Here is an 18,530-nt window from a genome sequence, read left to right on the forward strand (position 1 = left end):
CATGCGTTGGTTCGAATCCAGCTACCCCAGTTAAATTTATGCCGGCGTGGCGGAATTGGCAGACGCGCTGGACTCAAAATCCAGTGTCCGCAAGGACGTGCCGGTTCGACCCCGGCCGCCGGTATAGATTATAAAGGAGTTTTACTCCTTTTTTTGTTTTATTTTTTTCTTTTTTGTGATATAATTAACCGGTAAAGTTTCTTTTAGTGAATTAGAAGGAGTTAATTTTGTCTGAAGTTGCAAATAAAATCGATCGATTTTTAAATTCTATTTTATTGTTATCAGAAAATCAGCATGAGATTTTAGTTGGTTCTTGTACAAGTGGTGTTTCATTAACCAACACTCAGGAACATATTTTGATGCTGGTTGCTGATGAAGCTCTAACCAATTCTGTCTTAGCTAAGAAATTGAATGTCAGTCAGGCTGCTATCACGAAGGCCGTGAAGCCCTTATTAAGTCAGGGGATGCTGGAGACTTATCGCGATGAAAATGATGCTCGGGTTCTCTATTACCGTTTAACTGAGATTGGTAAGCCGATTGCATTAGAGCATCAGCACCACCATCAGCATACCCTTCACACTTATGAGGATGTTTTGTCGAAGTTTACCAAGAATGAGCAAGGGGTTATTTCGCGGTTTTTAGATTTATTGGAAGAGGAGTTATAGTTTGAGGTATATTACGGTTTCAAATTTATCGTTCTATTATGATCGAGAACCGGTTCTGGAAGGGATCAATTACTACTTAGATAGTGGAGAGTTTGTTACGCTGACTGGTGAGAATGGGGCTGCTAAGTCTACCTTGATTAAGGCTAGCCTTGGCATCTTACAGCCCAAGGTTGGGAATGTTGAGATTTCAAAGACGAATGTTAAGGGAAAGAAGTTAAGGATTGCTTATTTGCCACAACAGATTGCTAGTTTTAATGCAGGATTTCCCAGTACGGTCTATGAATTTGTGAAGTCAGGTCGGTATCCCCGTAAAGGCTGGTTTCGAAAGTTGAATGAGCACGATGAAAAGCATATTCTAAAGAGTTTAGAATCTGTTGGGATGCTGGAGTTCAAGGATCGGGCGATTGGTTCTTTGTCTGGTGGTCAGAAACAGCGGGCCGTCATTGCTCGGATGTTTGCTTCAGATCCGGATATCTTTGTTTTAGATGAACCGACAACAGGGATGGATGCGACGACAAAGAGTGATTTTTATGAGTTAATGCATCATAGTGCGCATCACCATCAAAAATCTGTCTTGATGATTACACATGATCCTGAAGAGGTTAACCAGTTTGCGGATCGGAATATTCATTTGGTTCGTGACCAAAGCTCTCCTTGGAGATGTTTTAATGTCCATGATACTGAAGGGGAGGGTGACCATGCTTGATTTATTCCAGTATGATTTTATGCAGCGGGCCTTGTTGGCTATGGTTGCGATGAGTCTTTTTTCTCCTGTATTAGGGATTTTCTTAATTTTAAGACGGCAGAGTCTGATGAGTGATACGCTGAGTCACGTTTCTCTTGCGGGTGTCGCTTTTGGGCTTTTCCTTGGGATCTCTCCGACGCTCTCGACTATGATCATTGTCATTATAGCTGCGGTCTTTCTTGAGTATTTGCGGACCTTATTTAAGGACTTTATGGAGATCGGGACGGCAATTTTAATGTCCACTGGTCTTGCCCTAGCTTTAGTGCTGATGCGTGGTGGTGGAAAAAGCTCGATGAGCTTGGATCAGTATTTGTTTGGTTCTACCCTAACCATTACGGATGAACAGGTGATCGCCTTGTTTGTGATTGCTTTTGTTGTATTAGTGTTGACGGCCTTATTCTTGCGTCCTATGTATATTTTGACCTTTGATGAAGATACGGCCTTTGTAGATGGCCTTCCGGTCCGGACCATGTCCATTTTATTTAATGTGGTAACGGGGGTTGCTATCGCCTTAATGATTCCTGCAGCAGGATCGTTATTGGTTTCAACCATCATGGTCTTACCGGCTAGTATTGCGCTGAAATTAGGGAAGAACTTCCGTGGGGTCATGCTGATTGCGGTCATCATTGGTTTTATCGGGATGTTTAGTGGGTTGATTTTGTCTTATATTGCAGATACACCAGCGAGTGCCAGCATCACGCTTTTATTTGTGGCACTGTTCTTGCTTGTGAATCTTGGATCACGTTTGAGGAAATAGATATGAACTTTAAAAAATTTGGTTGGTTATTGTTAGTGGCTTTAACACTTGTTTTGACAGCTTGTGGCAAAAGTCAGAGTCAAAATGGGAAATTAAAAGTGATGACCACTTTTTATCCTGTTTATGATTTTACAAAAAATATTGTCGGAGATGAAGGAACGGTAGACCTGCTCATTGGAGCGGGATCAGAGCCTCATGAATATGAATTGTCTGCTAAGGGGCGGGCTATGATTCAAGATTCGGATGTTTTCGTCTATGAAAATGAAAATATGGAAACGTGGGTTCCAAATCTTTTGAAATCAATGAAGGATAAGAAAACCAAAGTGATCGATGCTACCAAGGGCATGGTCTTGCTTCCTGGATTGGAAGAGGAACATGAACACGAAGGGGGCGAAGAACACCATCATGAATATGATCCTCACCTTTGGCTCTCTCCACATCGTGCCATGAAGATGGTAGAGTCGATTCGTGATCAATTGGTGGCAGCTTATCCAGATAAGAAAAAGACGTTTGAGAAAAATGCCCAAGCCTATCTAAAGAAATTACAGGCCTTGGATCAAGCTTATCAGGATGGCTTGAAAGATGCGAAACAAAAGAATTTTGTAACCCAACACGCGGCTTTCCGTTACTTGGCCTTGGATTATGGCTTAAACCAGGTGGCCATTTCAGGGATTTCACCTGATAGCGAGCCTTCTGCTGCACGATTGCGTGAATTGACAGAGTATATCAAGAAAAATGAGATCAAGGTCATTTACTTTGAGGAAAATGCTTCTAAGTCCTTGGCGAAAACCTTGTCTTCTGAAGCTGGTGTTAAGTTGGCTGTCTTAAATCCTTTGGAAAGCCTGACGGATCAAGAAATGAAAGATGGCGAAGACTACGTGTCTGTTATGAAGGAGAATCTGAAGGCGCTAGAGAAAACAACGTCACAAGCTGGTAAGGATATTCAACCGGAACATGAGGAAGATGCTAAGACAGTTCAAAAGGGCTATTTCGAGGATAGTCAAGTGAAGGATCGTAGCTTGGAAAATTATGCGGGTGATTGGAAATCAGTTTATCCATACTTGCAAGATGGAACTTTGGATCAGGTCTTTGATTATAAGGCAAAATTAAATCCAACTATGACGGCTGCTGAGTATAAGGAATATTATACCAAGGGTTACCAAACAGATATTGATCGGATTAAGATTGATAAGGATTCAATGGAGTTTTATCAAAAAGGATCTTCTAAGAAATATACTTATAAATACGTAGGTAAGCACATTTTGACTTATAAGAAGGGGAATCGTGGTGTTCGTTATCTCTTTGAAGCGAAAGAGAGTGATGCGGGAGACTTCAAATATGTTCAATTTAGTGACCATGAAATTACTCCGGTAAAGGCAGCTCACTTCCACATTTTCCATGGAGGAAAGAGTCAAGAAGCGCTTTATGATGAGTTGGAAAATTGGCCAACGTATTATCCTTCCAACTTATCTGGTTTAGAAGTGGCACAGGAAATGCTGGCTCATTAAGAGCTGTATCAAAAGAGAGACTAGGACTGATTATCCCGGTCTCTTTTTGATTAAAAATGGGGAGTGAAACTTGTCAAATGCTTGAAAATACGTTACAATGAAAGGGCTTTAAATTAAAAAATGTATGGGGAATTTTAAATGAAAAAAGTTGGTGCAATTCTTGTGAGTCTTCTCAGTGTGGTCCTGTTGGTAGCTTGTTCGCAACAGGGAGCAAGCAAAAAATCAACCCCTTCCTCTAGTCAAACGACGACCTCTTCTGAAGTCAAAAAGACGGATGCTTCTAGTTCGGAAGTGAAGGAGAAAGAAAAAAAAGAAGAGAAAAAAGAAGTGAAGAAAATGGATCTTGAGGCTATTGCCAACGGAGATTACAGCAGTATTGCTGGTGTCTGGCAAGATGATAAAGGAAACAAGCTGGTCTTTAACGACAAAGGGTTGGTCTCGCAAGAGTTAGAGGGCTATGGAGCTTCTTTGACGGATTACGGAACCGCCTCAGAAGGCATTTATGGTGGTCGTGATGGAGGCTTCTTGTTGGAGTATATTCCTGCGGGAGTAACCATTGGTGATCAGGTTGATGATCAAGGACAAGTCGTCTTTAAGGACACATCAGATGCCTCTAAAAACCGCTTGTGGTCTGGTGTTGGTATCGCTAGTTTTGGGGAACAAGGCTCGATCTACTATCATGTAGGAGATGAATAATGGAAAAGAGGCTGGGACAAAAGTCCTAGCCTCTCAATTATTTTTGGTTTGTCGAGCAAGACGCAGTGGTTGAGCGAGCTCTACTACACTGGTTTCATCAGCTTTTACAGCCCTACTCAACTGTGCGGAGGTGTGACGACGAAATCGAATTCTAACGAATGACCAATTTCTGTCCCACTCTCTATCTTATGCGTGTGGTGGGAGCCAAGAAAGCTCAAATTGGAGCAATTGGGCTTCAAGGAGATCTTGATGGGAAACTTCTTGTTTCTCTTTGCCGTCTAATAGGGCTTTTTGGATGAAATAGGCGCCTGCAGTGTGTGAGTTGGTGCAAATCTTGAGCTCTTGCTTGGGAAGATGGAGAAGGACTTCTTTAAAGAGAGGGAGGCCCAGATCATAGATTAGTTTTCCTGGGCAGGTTGGATAGAGTCCAAGGGATGACCAGATGTACCAAGCAGATAGACTACCATTGTCCTCATCACCTGGATAGGCTTGGAAATTTGGATGGAAAGCTTGGGAACGGATCTGGTGGATCAGGAGATTGGTGTATTCGGGATGAAGGCTGTGACGGAAGAGGTAGGGAAGGTGAAAGCTGGGTTGATTGGAGATGGCGATCTGCCCAAATGCGGCTTGGGCCATTTCACTCATTTCGTGGATTTCATAGCCATATCCTCTTACATCAAATTGAGGTCTTTGATTGGCCAGATCCAGCAATCGTTGGGTGAAGGCTTTTTTACCTCCCATCAGCTCTATCAGGCCGGAGAGGTCGTGTAAGGCTCCAAAAGTAGCCTGAGTTGCAGAGCATTCTGCATAATCTCCTCCCCAGCTGGTAGGAGAGAAGGGTTCTTTAAAGTTTCCATTGGTGGATCGTGCTCTCATAAAGCCTGTTTGGGCATCGTACAATGTTCGGTAGGAGAGGCTGGAAGCAGCATACCGAGCGGCTGTTTCGGTATGCCCCAATTGCTTGGCAACGGTAGCAATGCAAAAATCACTATAGGCATAATCTAGGCTATGGCTCACACTTTCGTGAAAATCATCGGGTAGGTAGCCGAGGGCCTTGTAGCTTTCATTGCCATGGCGACCAAAATGTTGAGTAGGGTCTGTTTTTTGAGCCGTCTGGAGCATAGCTGTCAGCATGTTTTTATGTAGGTCTGGTGCGATCCCTTTTGTGACAGCATCCGCAAAGACTCCATCGATGAGGGTACCTGGCATCATTCCTCGTTCATCTGGGGCCAACCATTTTGGTAGAAAACCAGTATCCTTGTAAGTATTTAAAAATCCTTCGAGAAAGTGACGGTAATAATCGGGGTAGACAAGACTAAAGAGCGGAAAAGATGTTCGGAAGAGATCCCAGAATCCGATATTGGTATAAGCTTTTCCTGGTTTGATTTCATTATGAGTGACATCCAGGTGCCAGTCATTTCCCTTACTATCTGTTTCATAAAAGGTTTGAGGGAAAAGGAGGAGTCGGTAAAGGCAATGGTCGAAAAAGGCTTGATAACGCCCTCCGGCATCTTTTACTTCAATTCGCTTTAGTAGCTGATTCCATTGATCGGCTGCTTCTTTTTTAGCTCCCTCTAGAGAAAGGTTGGGAAGATGGCTGTGAGCCATGTCTTGAGACAGATAAGAAGTTCCTAATTGGACGGTCACTTCCTTGCTAGAAAAGGTCAGAAAAAGATCTTGATTGATGTGAGTGACATTCTCGATCGGCTGGCTAAATTGCCACTGAAGATAAAAAGAGTAGGAAGTATCTGCGGTATGAGCTTGATCCAGAATGTGGAAGTGGCAGGTTTGGTCTGTAAGGGTCAAGTCCACTAGTTCCTTTGCTGCATGAAAGCAGAGTGTTAGCTTTTCTGGTGCTCGAAAGTGCATGACAGCCCCGTAGCGGCTTGGAACCAGCTCGCTTTGAATCTGATAACGTTCCGAAAAAATCCGAAGGTAGTGGGGCTGGAAAAGAGCTTCTTTCAGCGAATAACTGCTTTGGCGACGGAAGAGGTCGGAACTTGTAACTTCTCCTGTGATGGGCGTGATGAGGCACCAAGCGTAGTCTCCTATCCAAGGACTAGGCTGGTGAGTGAGACGAAATCCCTGAAAAATAGGGAGATTGGGGTTGAAAAACCAAGCCCCTTGTTCGTGTGTCGTCTGAGGAAGGAAGTAGTTCATCCCAAAAGGGACTCCTGTATAAGGGAGGGTGTTTCCGTGGGAATAGTGAGGATGATTATCGCTTCCCCAACGGGTATCGATGGTCTGGCAATGTGTGCGCATCTTGTCTCCTTTTTCTTCATCAACCTTAAATGATCTGTATTTTTCTTGGAACACGCGGTGGTATTTCCTTCATTGTATCAAAGTGTTGTCAAATATGATAGCGTTTTTATCAAATGGAAAATTTTGTAGAAAAAGGGCTATAGTTTGCGTATGTATTTCCCTTTTGAAATCTTTTATACTGAATAGGAAAGAATCGATACGTGTGAGGAAAATAAATGACCTATTCAAAAGAAATTGTGCGAGAATGGTTGGATCAAGTGGCTGAGCGAGCTAAGGAGTACCCTGAGTGGGTGGATGTCTTTGAACGTTGTTATACAGACACTTTGGACAATACAGTTGAAATTTTAGAAGATGGTTCAACCTTTGTGTTAACAGGGGACATCCCAGCTATGTGGTTGCGTGACTCGACGGCTCAATTGAGACCCTATCTTCATGTGGCTAAACGAGATCCCCAATTGCGTCAGACCATTGCTGGTTTGGTCAAACGCCAGATGACCTTGATCCTCAAGGATCCCTATGCCAACTCTTTTAATATTGAGGAGAACTGGAAAGGCCATCACGAGACTGATCACACCGATTTGAATGGCTGGATTTGGGAACGTAAGTATGAAGTGGACTCGCTTTGCTATCCCTTGCAATTGGCTTACCTCCTGTGGAAGGAAACTGGTGAGACTAGCCAATTTGATGAGACTTTTGTTACAGCGACCAAGGAAATCCTTCATCTCTGGGCAGTGGAACAAGACCACAAGAACTCCCCTTATCGCTTTGTTCGGGATACAGATCGTAAGGAAGACACGCTGGTAAATGACGGATTTGGTCCTGACTTTGCTGTGACAGGGATGACCTGGTCAGCCTTTCGTCCAAGTGATGACTGCTGTCAGTATAGTTACTTGATTCCGTCCAATATGTTTGCAGTGGTTGTCTTGGGTTATGTGCAAGAAATCTTCGCAACATTGAATCTAGCCGATAGCGAGAGCATCATTGCAGATGCCAAACGCCTGCAGGCGGAGATTCAAGAAGGGATCGAAAACTACGCCTACACCACTAACAGCAAGGGCGAGAAAATCTATGCCTTTGAGGTAGACGGTTTGGGAAATGCTAGTATCATGGACGACCCTAACGTACCAAGCTTGTTGGCGGCTCCCTATCTGGGCTACTGCGCCATTGACGATGAAGTCTACCAAGCTACTCGTCGGACGATTTTGAGCCCTGAAAATCCATACTTCTATGAAGGGAAGTACGCAAGTGGGCTTGGAAGTTCTCATACCTTCTACCGCTATATCTGGCCGATTGCTCTATCGATTCAAGGGTTGACAACGACAGATAAAGCTGAGAAAAAAGATCTGTTAGACCAGTTGGTTGCCTGCGATGGAGGCACAGGCGTCATGCACGAAAGTTTCCATGTAGATGATCCAACCAAATACTCGCGTGAATGGTTCTCGTGGGCCAACATGATGTTCTGCGAGTTGGTCTTGGATTACTTGGATATTCGCTAATACTCTTCGAAAATCAAATTCAAACCACGTCAGCGTCGCCTTACCGTATATATGTTACTGACTTCGTCAGTTCTATCTACAACCTCAAAGCAGTGCTTTGAGCAACCTGCGGCTAGCTTCCTAGTTCGCTCTTTGATTTTCATTGAGTATAAGGAGCACGCTTTAGCTTCACTGATTCTTGTTAGAATCACAAGTTTATATTTAAAACATTAAAAATTTAAGTTAGAATGAGGTTTTACTCATGGAAAATGTTGTTGTACATATCATCTCTCACAGCCACTGGGATCGTGAGTGGTATCTACCTTTTGAAAGCCACCGGATGCAATTGGTGGAACTGTTTGACAATCTGTTTGATCTTTTTGAAAATGATCCGGAGTTCAAAAGTTTCCACTTGGATGGCCAAACCATTGTTCTAGATGACTATTTGGAAATTCGCCCTGAAAACCGCGACAAGGTGCAACGTTATATCGACGAGGGCAAGCTCAAGATTGGTCCCTTCTACATTTTGCAGGATGATTACCTGATCTCCAGCGAAGCCAACGTCCGCAATACCTTGATTGGACAGGCTGAATGCGCCAAATGGGGCAAATCTACTCAGATTGGTTACTTCCCGGATACTTTTGGAAATATGGGACAAGCTCCTCAAATCCTTCAAAAATCAGGCATTCACGTAGCAGCCTTTGGGCGTGGGGTGAAGCCAATCGGATTTGACAACCAAGTCCTCGAAGATGAGCAATTTACCTCTCAATTTTCTGAAATGTACTGGCAAGGGGCGGATGGTAGCCGTGTGCTGGGTATTCTTTTTGCTAACTGGTACAGTAACGGGAACGAAATTCCAGTGGATAAAGATGAAGCTTTGGCTTTCTGGAAACAAAAATTGTCAGATGTTCGTGACTATGCATCGACTAATCAATGGTTGATGATGAACGGATGTGATCACCAACCAGTTCAACGAAATTTGAGTGAAGCCATTCGTGTGGCAAACGAACTTTTCCCTGACGTGACCTTTGTTCACAGCTCCTTTGATGAATATGTGCAAGCAGTGGAAAGTGCGCTTCCTGAACAATTATCTACGGTTACGGGAGAATTGACCAGTCAGGAAACCGATGGTTGGTACACACTGGCAAATACGTCTTCCTCTCGGATTTATCTCAAGCAAGCCTTCCAAGAGAATAGCAACTTGCTCGAGCAAGTGGTGGAACCTTTGACCATCATTACTGGTGGGCATAACCATAAGGATCAATTGACCTATGCCTGGAAGACACTCTTACAAAATGCGCCACACGATAGTATTTGTGGATGTAGCGTAGATGATGTTCACCGTGAAATGGAAGTTCGTTTTGCCAAGGTCAACCAAGTTGGAAACTTTGTCAAGACTAACCTTCTGAACGAATGGAAGGGTAAACTAGCGACTCAAAAAGCCCAGAGTGAGCACCTCTTTACGGTCATCAACACTGGCTTGCATAATAAGGTGGACACCGTCAGCACGATTGTCGATGTTGCGGTTTGTCCATTTAAGGAATTGCATCCGACAGAAGGCTTCAAGAAAATGGCTGCTTTGAGCTTGCCAGACTACCATGTAGAGGATTTAGATGGACATCTTGTAGAAGCAGAGATTGAGGACTTGGGAGCAAGCTTTGGCTATACCCTGCCTAAGGATAAATTCCGTCAACCTTATATTGCACGTCAAGTGCGCGTGACGGTTCCTGTTCATTTGGCAGCCTTGTCTTGGACGACCTTCCAGCTCTTGGAAGGCAAAGCACCTCATCATGATGGTCTGTTCCAAAATGGGGTGATCGATACGCCATTTGTAACCCTTAGTATCGATGATGGCTTGACCCTCTATGATAAAACGACCAATGAGGCTTATGAGGATTTCCTTCGCTTTGAAGATCGTGGGGATATCGGTAATGAATATATCTACTTCCAACCAAAAGGAACCGAGCCGATCTATGCGGAGTTAACAGCTTATGAGGTCTTGGAAAACAATGCTCGCTATGCCAAAATCTTGCTCAAGCATGACTTGACGATCCCGGTCAGCGCGGATGAACAATTGGATGCGGAGCAAAGAGGCATTATCGAGTTTATGAACCGCAAGGCAAGTCGCTCAGAAGAGCTGACAACCATCCCTCTTGAAACGGAGATGACCATCTTTGTAGATGATCCGCAAATTCGCTTCAAGACGCGCTTCATCAACACAGCCAAGGATCATCGAATCCGTCTCTTGGTCAAGACTCACAATACACGTCCAAGCAATGATTCTGAAAGTATCTATGAGGTGGTCACACGGCCAAATAAACCAGCTGCTTCTTGGGAAAATCCTGAAAATCCCCAACACCAGCAAGCCTTCGTCAGCTTGTATGACGACGTTAAAGGAGTGACCGTAGCCAACAAAGGATTGCATGAATATGAAATCCTTGGAGACGATACGATAGCTGTAACCCTTCTCCGGGCTTCCGGTGAACTTGGTGACTGGGGCTATTTCCCAACACCAGAAGCACAATGCTTACGGGACTTTGAGGTTGAATATGCAGTAGAATGCCATCAAGCTCAGGGGCGCTTCTCTGCTTATCGCCGAGCGAAAGCTTTGCAGACACCGATGACCAGCCTTCAAGTTGAAAAACAAGAAGGAAGTGTAGCAGCGTCTGGTAGCTTACTCAAGCATACAGCCTTGACACATCCTCAGGTTTGTCCAACAGCCTTTAAGGTAGCAGAAAATGAAGAAGGTTACATCCTTCGCTATTACAATATGAGCCAAGAAAATGTGCGCGTGTCAGAAGGACAACAAACGGTTGTCGATCTTCTGGAACAACCGTATCCGGTCCATACAGGTTTATTGGCACCGCAAGAAATCCGGACAGAATGGATTAAAAAAGAAGAAGTATAGCTGGTTGCAGCTGAAGAAACAATAAAAGGAAAGGAGGAGCGAAAAAGTAAGAACCGACTGCTGACTCGCTCCTTTTTACAGGTAAAAGCAATGACCATTGCAACGATTGATATCGGAGGGACTGGGATTAAGTTTGCTAGTCTCACTCCTGATGGAAAGATTTTAGATAAGGCCAGCACCCCAACTCCAGAAACTCTAGAAGAGTTGTTGGCTTGGTTGGACCAACGCTTGTCAGAACGTGACTACCGTGGGATTGCCATGAGTGTCCCAGGGGCTGTTAACCAAGAAACTGGGGTAATTGAAGGGATCAGTGCCATTCCTTACATCCATGGTTTTTCATGGTATGAGGCCCTTTCTCATCACAAGCTACCTGTCCATCTAGAAAATGATGCCAACTGTGTTGGACTGAGTGAATTGCTGGCGCATCCTGAGATTGAAAATGCAGCCTGTGTCGTGATTGGTACCGGAATCGGTGGAGCCATGATTGTCAATGGTAAGCTTCACCGTGGACGTCATGGCTTGGGAGGAGAGTTTGGCTATATGACCACCATTGAACCCGCAGAAAAGCTCAACAACTGGTCACAACTCGCTTCTACAGGAAATATGGTTCGCTACGTCATTGAAAAATCAGGTCAGGCTGACTGGGACGGCCGCAAGGTGTACCAAGAGGCTGCAGCAGGCAATGTCCTTTGCCAGGAAGCCATTGATCGGATGAATCGTAATCTTGCTCAAGGACTGCTCAATATCCAGTACCTGATTGATCCAGATGTGATTAGCCTAGGTGGCTCTATCAGTCAAAACCCAGATTTTATCAAAGGAGTGCAAGAAGCAGTAGATACCTTTGTGGAAAGATATGAAGAATATACCATCGCTCCAGTGATTCAAGCCTGCACCTATCAGGCAGATGCCAATCTCTACGGTGCCCTTGTCAACTGGTTACAGGAGGAAAACCAATGGTAAGTTTTACAGGACTTAGTCCCAAACAAGCCCAAGCTGTTGAAGTATTAAACAATCACATTTCTCTACCAGATGTAGAGGTGGCGGTCGCTCAGTCTGACCATGCTTCCATCTCTATCAAGGGGGAGAAGGGGCAGTATCAACTGACCTACCGTAAACCTCATCAACTCTACCGTGCTTTATCTGTGCTAGCAACAGCTTTAGCAGAAGGGGACAAGGTAGAGATTGAAGAGCAGGCGGCCTATGAAGATTTAGCCTATATGGCGGACTGTTCGCGCAATGCCGTGCTCAATGTCGCATCTGCCAAGCAGATGATTGAAGTCTTGGCTCTCATGGGTTACTCAACTTTTGAGCTCTACATGGAAGACACTTATCAAATCGAGGGGCAACCTTACTTTGGTTATTTCCGTGGAGCATACTCAGCTGAAGAGTTACAGGAAATCGAAAGCTACGCCCAACAGTTTGACATGACCTTTGTCCCATGTATCCAGACCTTGGCCCACTTATCAGCCTTTGTCAAATGGGGGGTTAAAGAAGTGCAGCAACTCCGCGATGTAGAAGATATCCTCCTCATTGGCGAAGAAAAAGTTTACGACCTGATTGACGGCATGTTTGCGACTTTGTCTAAGCTACAAACACGCAAGGTCAATATCGGCATGGACGAAGCTCACTTGGTTGGTTTGGGACGCTACCTCATCTTAAACGGTATGGTGGATCGGAGTCTCCTTATGTGCCAACACTTGGAGCGCGTGCTGGATATTGCCGATAAGTATGGTTTCCACTGCCAGATGTGGAGCGATATGTTCTTTAAGCTCATGTCAGCAGATGGCCAGTACGACCGTGAGGTGGAAATTCCAGAAGAAACGCGTGTTTACCTTGACCGTCTCAAAGACCGTGTCACCTTGGTTTACTGGGATTATTATCAAGATAGCGAGGAAAAATACAACCGAAACTTCCGTAATCACCATAAGATTAGTCAGGATATTGCCTTTGCTGGTGGTGCCTGGAAGTGGATTGGTTTTACGCCCCACAACCAATTTAGTCGCTTAGTAGCTATTGAAGCCAATAAAGCCTGCCGTGCCAACCAGATCAAGGAAGTCATCGTGACGGGATGGGCAGATAATGGTGGGGAAACAGCCCAGTTCTCTATTCTACCAAGTCTGCAAATCTGGGCGGAACTCAGCTACCGCAATGATTTAGAGCGTCTATCTGCCCACTTCAAGACCAATACAGGTCTATCAGTTGAGGACTTCATGCAGCTGGATCTAGCCAACCTCTTGCCAGACCTACCAGGTAATATACATGGTATCAACCCCAACCGCTATGTCTTTTATCAGGATGTCCTCTGTCCAATCCTTGACAAGCACATGACTCCTGAACAAGACAAACCACACTTTGCCCAGGCAGCTGAGACTCTTACTGCTATCAAAGAAAAAGCGGGCGTCTACGCCTATCTCTTTGAGACCCAGGCTCAGTTGAATGCTATTTTAAGTAGTAAAGTGGATGTAGGTCGACGCATCCGTGAGGCCTATCACGCAGGTGATAAAGAGAGTTTGCGACAAATTGCTAGAGAAGAATTGCCAAAATTAAGAAGCCAGATTGAAAACTTCCATGCTCTCTTTAGCCACCAATGGTTGAAAGAAAACAAGGTCTTTGGCTTGGATACCGTAGATATCCGTATGGGTGGACTCTTGCAACGGATCAAGCGAGCTGAAAGTCGGATTGAAAACTACCTAGCAGGCGAAATCTCTCGTATCGATGAACTAGAAGTAGAGATCTTGCCATTCAACGATTTCTACGGGGATCAGGACTTCGCAGCCACAACGGCTAACCAGTGGCATACTATTGCGACGGCTTCAACCATTTATACAACGTAAAAAATGCCAAGTTGGATGACAGATGTCTTATCCACGGTGGATAGGAGTAGAAGAGGAGCTGTGTTTACCATCGCCCTTTTCTACTCCTTTTTTAAAGCTATGTCATAAATTTGTAGAATTTTTTCTATAATTAGGAGTTTGAAAAGAGAAAATGGCTATCTTATAATAAGTATTGTAAACGCTACCAAAGCGAAAACACGCTCAAGGCTCAAAGGGGGGAGTTAAATGAAAAAGTTTGTAAGGACTCTGAGAGAAAATTTCATTTTTCTTTTAATGGTCTTACCTGGTGCAGCGTGGTTAATCTTATTCTTCTATATTCCGGTTTTTGGGAATATCGTAGCATTTAAGGACTATCATATTACAGGAGAAGGCTTCATCGACAGTGTCATGAAGAGTAAATGGGTTGGCTTTGACAACTTCAAGTTCCTCTTTAGTTCCAAAGATGCCTACATTATTACAAGAAATACGGTCTTGTACAACTTAGGATTTATCTTCTTAGGATTGATTGTTTCCGTTGGGATCGCCATCATCTTTAGTGAGTTGAGATCAAAAAGAGTGGTCAAGGTGCTTCAAACCTCCATGCTCTTCCCATACTTCCTATCATGGGTTATCATCAGCTTCTTCACCGATGCCTTCCTGAACGTGGACAAAGGATTGGTCAACCACATCTTAACTTCACTTGGCATGAAGGCCATCAATTTCTATTCAGAATTGTGGATCTGGCCAGCGCTTCTTCTCTTCTTAGGAATTTGGAAAGGCTTTGGTTATAGCAGTGTCATGTACTATGCAACCATCATGGGAATTGACCCAACTTACTATGAAGCAGCGACCGTGGATGGTGCGTCTAAGTGGCAACGCATTCGCAACATCACCATTCCTCAGTTGTCTTCCTTGATCACAGTCTTGACCATTCTTGCAGTTGGAAATATCTTCCGCGCAGACTTCGGTCTTTTCTACCAAATCCCGCATAATGCTGGAGCGCTTTATAGTGTGACCAACGTTATAGATGTCTATGTCTACAACGGTTTGACCAAGTCAGGGGATATCGGGATGACAGCAGCAGCCGGTCTTTATCAATCGGTAGTCGGTTTGGTTCTTGTTTTGATCTCAAATATCATTGCCCGTCGCATTGATAAGAATGCCGCTCTCTTCTAGAAAGGAGGATCGTATGAAAAAATCAACCATTCAAAAAGAAAAAATTGATAATGTCGGGATCCATTCTTTCAGTAAGAAGAGCAACTTCTTCTTTACCTTGTTGTTGACCTTGGTCGGCTTGACCTGTGTGCTTCCCTTCATCTTCGTTGTCATGATCTCTTTGACAGACGAACAAAGTTTGGCAGTCCATGGCTTCCAATTCTGGCCAGCAAAATTTGGATTTGATGGTTACCTCTTCTTGGTACAGTTCAAAGACAAAATCTTGCAAGCCCTCTTCATTACCTTGTTTGTGACCATTGTGGGAACAGCATGTAATGTCTTTATCACCACAACCTATGCTTACGCAATCTCACGGAGTACCTTTAAATACCGCAAGTTCTTTACCGTATTTTCACTCCTTAGTATGCTCTTTAGTGCAGGGTTGGTTCCAAGCTACATTGTGACCACTCAACTCTTGCAGTTAGGTGATACCATCGGGGCTTTGATTATCCCAATGTTGCTCAGTCCATTTAACATCATCTTGATGCGGACCTTCTTTAAACGGACCATTCCAGAAGCTATCCTTGAATCCGCTCGGATCGATGGGGCAAGTGAAACACGGATTTTCTTCCAAATTTGCTTGCCACTCTCTCTACCAGGGATTGCGACTATTAGTCTCTTCACTGCTTTAGGGTTCTGGAACGACTGGTTCAATGCCCTCCTCTATATTAAGAGTGACAACCTTTACCCATTGCAATACCTCTTGATGCAAATCCAAAACAATATGGATTACATCGCTAAAAACGTCGGGGTATCCGGCCAATTGGCAGGAGCTGTACAATCCATCCCACGGGAAACAGGACGTATGGCCATGGTGGTTGTGGCAACAGTGCCAATCGCCATTCTCTATCCATTCTTCCAACGCTACTTTGTAAAAGGCTTGACCATCGGTGGTGTGAAAGAATAACATCGTTCATTGAAAATCAGCAGGATTTTCAACTCATAACTTAGTCTAAAAAGAAAATAACATAAAGGAGATTTTTCTTATGAAAAATTGGAAAAAATACGCGTTAGCATCTGCTAGTGTCATCGCTCTTGGAGCTACTCTTGCTGCTTGTGGAAACCTTACAGGGAACAACAAGAAGTCAGCAACAACTGAAGACGGTAAACCAATCATCAAGATGTACCAAATCGGTGATAAACCAGATAACTTGGATGTTCTTCTTAAAAATGCCAACAAGATCATTGAAAAGAAAGTTGGCGCAAAATTGGATATCCAATATCTTGGTTGGGGTGACTACGCACAAAAAATGAACGTTATCATCTCATCTGGTGAAAACTATGATATTGCCTTTGCTAATAACTACGTTATCAACGCTCAAAAAGGTGCTTATGCTGACTTGACAGAATTGTACAAGAAAGAAGGAAAAGACCTTTACAAAGCACTTGACCCAGCTTACATCAAAGGGAACACTGTAAACGGCAAGATCTATGCTGTTCCAGTAGCAGCTAACGTTGCATCTTCTCAAAACTTTGCCTTCAACGGACCACTTCTTGAAAAATATGGTATCGATGTCTCAAACGTGAAAGACTATGCTTCTCTTGAACCAGTCTTGAAAGCTATCAAAGAAAAAGATCCAAACGTTGTTCCATTTGCAATGAACAAGAGCTACGGTGGACCTTCAGATGACTTCGACTACGTGGCTGTTGATGGACTTCCATTCGTTGTTGACTTGAAAGGTGACACTACTAAGATTGTTGACCGTTACACCATTCCTCGTTATGTAGAAAACTTGAAGACTCTTCACAAATACTACGAAGCAGGATACATTCCAAAAGACGTAGCTACAAGCGACACTGGTTATGATCTTTCTCAAGATACATGGTTGGTTCGTGAAGAAACAGTAGGACCAGCTGACTACGGTAACAGCTTGCTTTCTCGTGTAGCAAACCGTAAGATCGAAATCAAACCATTTACTGAACTTTACAAGAAGAACAATACTACTCAAGTAGCTAACTTTGTTATCTCAAACAACTCTAAGAACAAAGAAAAAGCAATGGAAGTGTTGAACCTCTTGAACACTGATCCAGAACTCTTGAACGGCCTTGTTTATGGACCAGAAGGCAAGAACTGGGAAAAAGTTGCTGGCAAAGAAAACCGTGTCAAAGTCTTGGATGGCTACAACGGAAACACTCACATGTCTGGATGGAACACTGGTAACAACTGGATTCTTTACATCAACGAAAACGTAACAGATGAACAAATTGCACAATCTAAGAAAGATTTGGAAACTGCAAAAGAATCTCCAGCACTTGGCTTCATCTTTAACACAGACAAAGTGAAATCAGAAATCACTGCTCTTACAAATACTTTGAACCAATTCGCAGGTGCGATCAATACTGGTACTGTGGATCCTGAAGTAGAAGTTCCTAAGATGCTTGAAAAATTGAAATCAGAAGGTGCTTACCAAAAAGTGCTTGACGAAATGCAAAAACAATACGACGAATTCCTTGCTTCTAAAAAATAAGAACAGGTAGTTCGAAAAGGCTTTGGAGGGATCTCCAGAGCCTTTTATATTGAAGAGAAAGTCCTCTTAGAAGCTTTCCTTATGTGAGTACGGACGTCAGCGAACTTCTACGAAGTTCCATGACTTAGTTTTGAACCTAAAGTTTCAAAACTCCCGAGTGCTAGAAACACTAGTGTTTCTAGCACTTTTCTCACGGCGGAAAGTTTCGGTAGATGATTGAATAACTTTAACTCATAAAATGTTTTTATTTTTATATAATTTTATAGATCTGTATCAAAGAACAGTTTTTTATGAAAATAGAACTGTAAATGAAAATCAACATTTCAATTTACCAATGCAAATAGGGGGAAAGCGTTTTATTTTTATGGTATAATAGAATCACTAATTGGAAAAGAGGCTGAATGATGGGAAAAATCATCGAGTTCATTTTTACGAGAGTCTATGTTGCTATGCTGGTAACAGGGATTTTTTGGGTCTTGACGATCTGTGGGGGTGTTCTGCTAGGAGTAGGACCGGCTAGTGCCACTATTATGAGCCTCTATGCGGAAAATGGCATGACCTACAAGGACTATCATTGGTCACGCGCTTGGGAACTCTTCAAAGAAAATCTACGCCCGGCTAATCAAGTCTTTTATACTTTCTTTGCCATTGAAGGGGTACTCCTCTATGGCATGTACCTCATGATCCAGATTCCTCACTTGAATTTCTTCCAAATTTTGGTTCTTTTGTTTAATCTGGTTTTCCTCTTGGTTGCGCCTCTAGCTTACGCTGTTTATTTGAAATTGCAAGTTCATTTCGATCTTTCTTATGCCAATAGTATCAAGCTCAGTTTGATTGGAATGTTGCTGGACATTCGTCCGGTTCTAAAGCTCATCCTTGGAACCGCGCTGCTTGGCGTCATTAGCTACTATATGCCAGCCCTTCTCTTTTTCGTCTTGATCGGTGTATGGCATTTCTTTGTCAATGATATCTTTGACCCTGTTTATCAAAACATCCACGAAAAATTGGTATCCTAACG

The 18,530-nt window shown here is 43.5% G+C and carries 14 protein-coding genes and 1 tRNA gene; 14 read left to right on the top strand and 1 reads right to left on the bottom strand.

Features of this window, described 5'->3' with window-relative positions; genetic code table 11:
- The first annotated feature begins 40 nt into the window (after positions 1-40).
- The 6 genes from HMPREF2918_RS04585 to HMPREF2918_RS04610 all read left to right on the top strand — a co-directional run bounded on the left by HMPREF2918_RS04585 (position 41) and on the right by HMPREF2918_RS04610 (position 4,371).
- Positions 41-124, top strand: a tRNA-Leu gene (locus HMPREF2918_RS04585).
- 103 nt (positions 125-227) lie between these two features.
- Positions 228-665, top strand: a complete 438-nt coding sequence (locus HMPREF2918_RS04590) for a zinc-dependent MarR family transcriptional regulator (protein ID WP_003004547.1) — start codon at positions 228-230, stop codon at positions 663-665.
- 1 nt (position 666) lies between these two features.
- Entirely contained in the window at positions 667-1,371 is a 705-nt protein-coding gene (locus HMPREF2918_RS04595) for a metal ABC transporter ATP-binding protein (protein WP_049503809.1), read from the top strand.
- Positions 1,364-2,167 carry a metal ABC transporter permease gene (locus HMPREF2918_RS04600; protein ID WP_003009676.1) on the top strand — a complete coding sequence of 268 codons (804 nt, stop codon included), beginning with the start codon at positions 1,364-1,366 and terminating at the stop codon, positions 2,165-2,167. The genes HMPREF2918_RS04595 and HMPREF2918_RS04600 overlap by 8 nt, the downstream gene beginning before the upstream one ends.
- Before the next feature lie 2 nt (positions 2,168-2,169).
- Positions 2,170-3,675, top strand: coding sequence for a zinc ABC transporter substrate-binding protein AdcA (locus HMPREF2918_RS04605; protein WP_070594703.1), 1,506 nt, complete (start codon positions 2,170-2,172; stop codon positions 3,673-3,675).
- A gap of 138 nt (positions 3,676-3,813) precedes the next feature.
- Positions 3,814-4,371 carry a DUF6287 domain-containing protein gene (locus HMPREF2918_RS04610; protein ID WP_070594704.1) on the top strand — a complete coding sequence of 186 codons (558 nt, stop codon included), beginning with the start codon at positions 3,814-3,816 and terminating at the stop codon, positions 4,369-4,371.
- A gap of 186 nt (positions 4,372-4,557) precedes the next feature.
- Here HMPREF2918_RS04610 and HMPREF2918_RS04615 read toward each other — a convergent pair whose 3' ends face one another.
- Positions 4,558-6,633 (bottom strand): GH92 family glycosyl hydrolase, encoded by a 2,076-nt coding sequence (locus HMPREF2918_RS04615; protein WP_070594808.1) that lies wholly within the window; start codon positions 6,631-6,633, stop codon positions 4,558-4,560.
- Between the two features lie 215 nt (positions 6,634-6,848).
- Between HMPREF2918_RS04615 and HMPREF2918_RS04620 the strand changes: the two genes are divergently transcribed.
- The 8 genes from HMPREF2918_RS04620 to HMPREF2918_RS04655 all read left to right on the top strand — a co-directional run bounded on the left by HMPREF2918_RS04620 (position 6,849) and on the right by HMPREF2918_RS04655 (position 18,528).
- Positions 6,849-8,129: a glycoside hydrolase family 125 protein gene (locus tag HMPREF2918_RS04620; protein ID WP_070594705.1), complete on the top strand. Its 1,281-nt coding sequence runs from the start codon at positions 6,849-6,851 to the stop codon at positions 8,127-8,129.
- 241 nt (positions 8,130-8,370) lie between these two features.
- Entirely contained in the window at positions 8,371-11,016 is a 2,646-nt protein-coding gene (locus HMPREF2918_RS04625) for an alpha-mannosidase (RefSeq protein ID WP_070594706.1), read from the top strand.
- Between the two features lie 90 nt (positions 11,017-11,106).
- Positions 11,107-11,976, top strand: coding sequence for an ROK family protein (locus HMPREF2918_RS04630; RefSeq protein WP_070594707.1), 870 nt, complete (start codon positions 11,107-11,109; stop codon positions 11,974-11,976).
- Entirely contained in the window at positions 11,970-13,850 is a 1,881-nt protein-coding gene (locus HMPREF2918_RS04635; RefSeq protein WP_070594708.1) for a beta-N-acetylhexosaminidase, read from the top strand. The genes HMPREF2918_RS04630 and HMPREF2918_RS04635 overlap by 7 nt, the downstream gene beginning before the upstream one ends.
- A gap of 225 nt (positions 13,851-14,075) precedes the next feature.
- The gene (locus HMPREF2918_RS04640) at positions 14,076-15,005 is read left to right on the top strand and encodes an ABC transporter permease (RefSeq protein ID WP_049492090.1); all 930 of its coding nucleotides are present in this window, start codon (positions 14,076-14,078) and stop codon (positions 15,003-15,005) included.
- A 13-nt stretch (positions 15,006-15,018) separates the two neighbouring features.
- Positions 15,019-15,951: a carbohydrate ABC transporter permease gene (locus HMPREF2918_RS04645; protein WP_003004100.1), complete on the top strand. Its 933-nt coding sequence runs from the start codon at positions 15,019-15,021 to the stop codon at positions 15,949-15,951.
- A 79-nt stretch (positions 15,952-16,030) separates the two neighbouring features.
- Positions 16,031-17,512: an ABC transporter substrate-binding protein gene (locus HMPREF2918_RS04650; RefSeq protein ID WP_070594709.1), complete on the top strand. Its 1,482-nt coding sequence runs from the start codon at positions 16,031-16,033 to the stop codon at positions 17,510-17,512.
- 404 nt (positions 17,513-17,916) lie between these two features.
- Positions 17,917-18,528 (top strand): YesL family protein, encoded by a 612-nt coding sequence (locus HMPREF2918_RS04655; protein WP_023919676.1) that lies wholly within the window; start codon positions 17,917-17,919, stop codon positions 18,526-18,528.
- Positions 18,529-18,530 lie beyond the last annotated feature (2 nt).

The sequence above is a fragment of the Streptococcus sp. HMSC065C01 genome, from assembly GCF_001813525.1.
Lineage (GTDB): Bacteria > Bacillota > Bacilli > Lactobacillales > Streptococcaceae > Streptococcus > Streptococcus parasanguinis_V.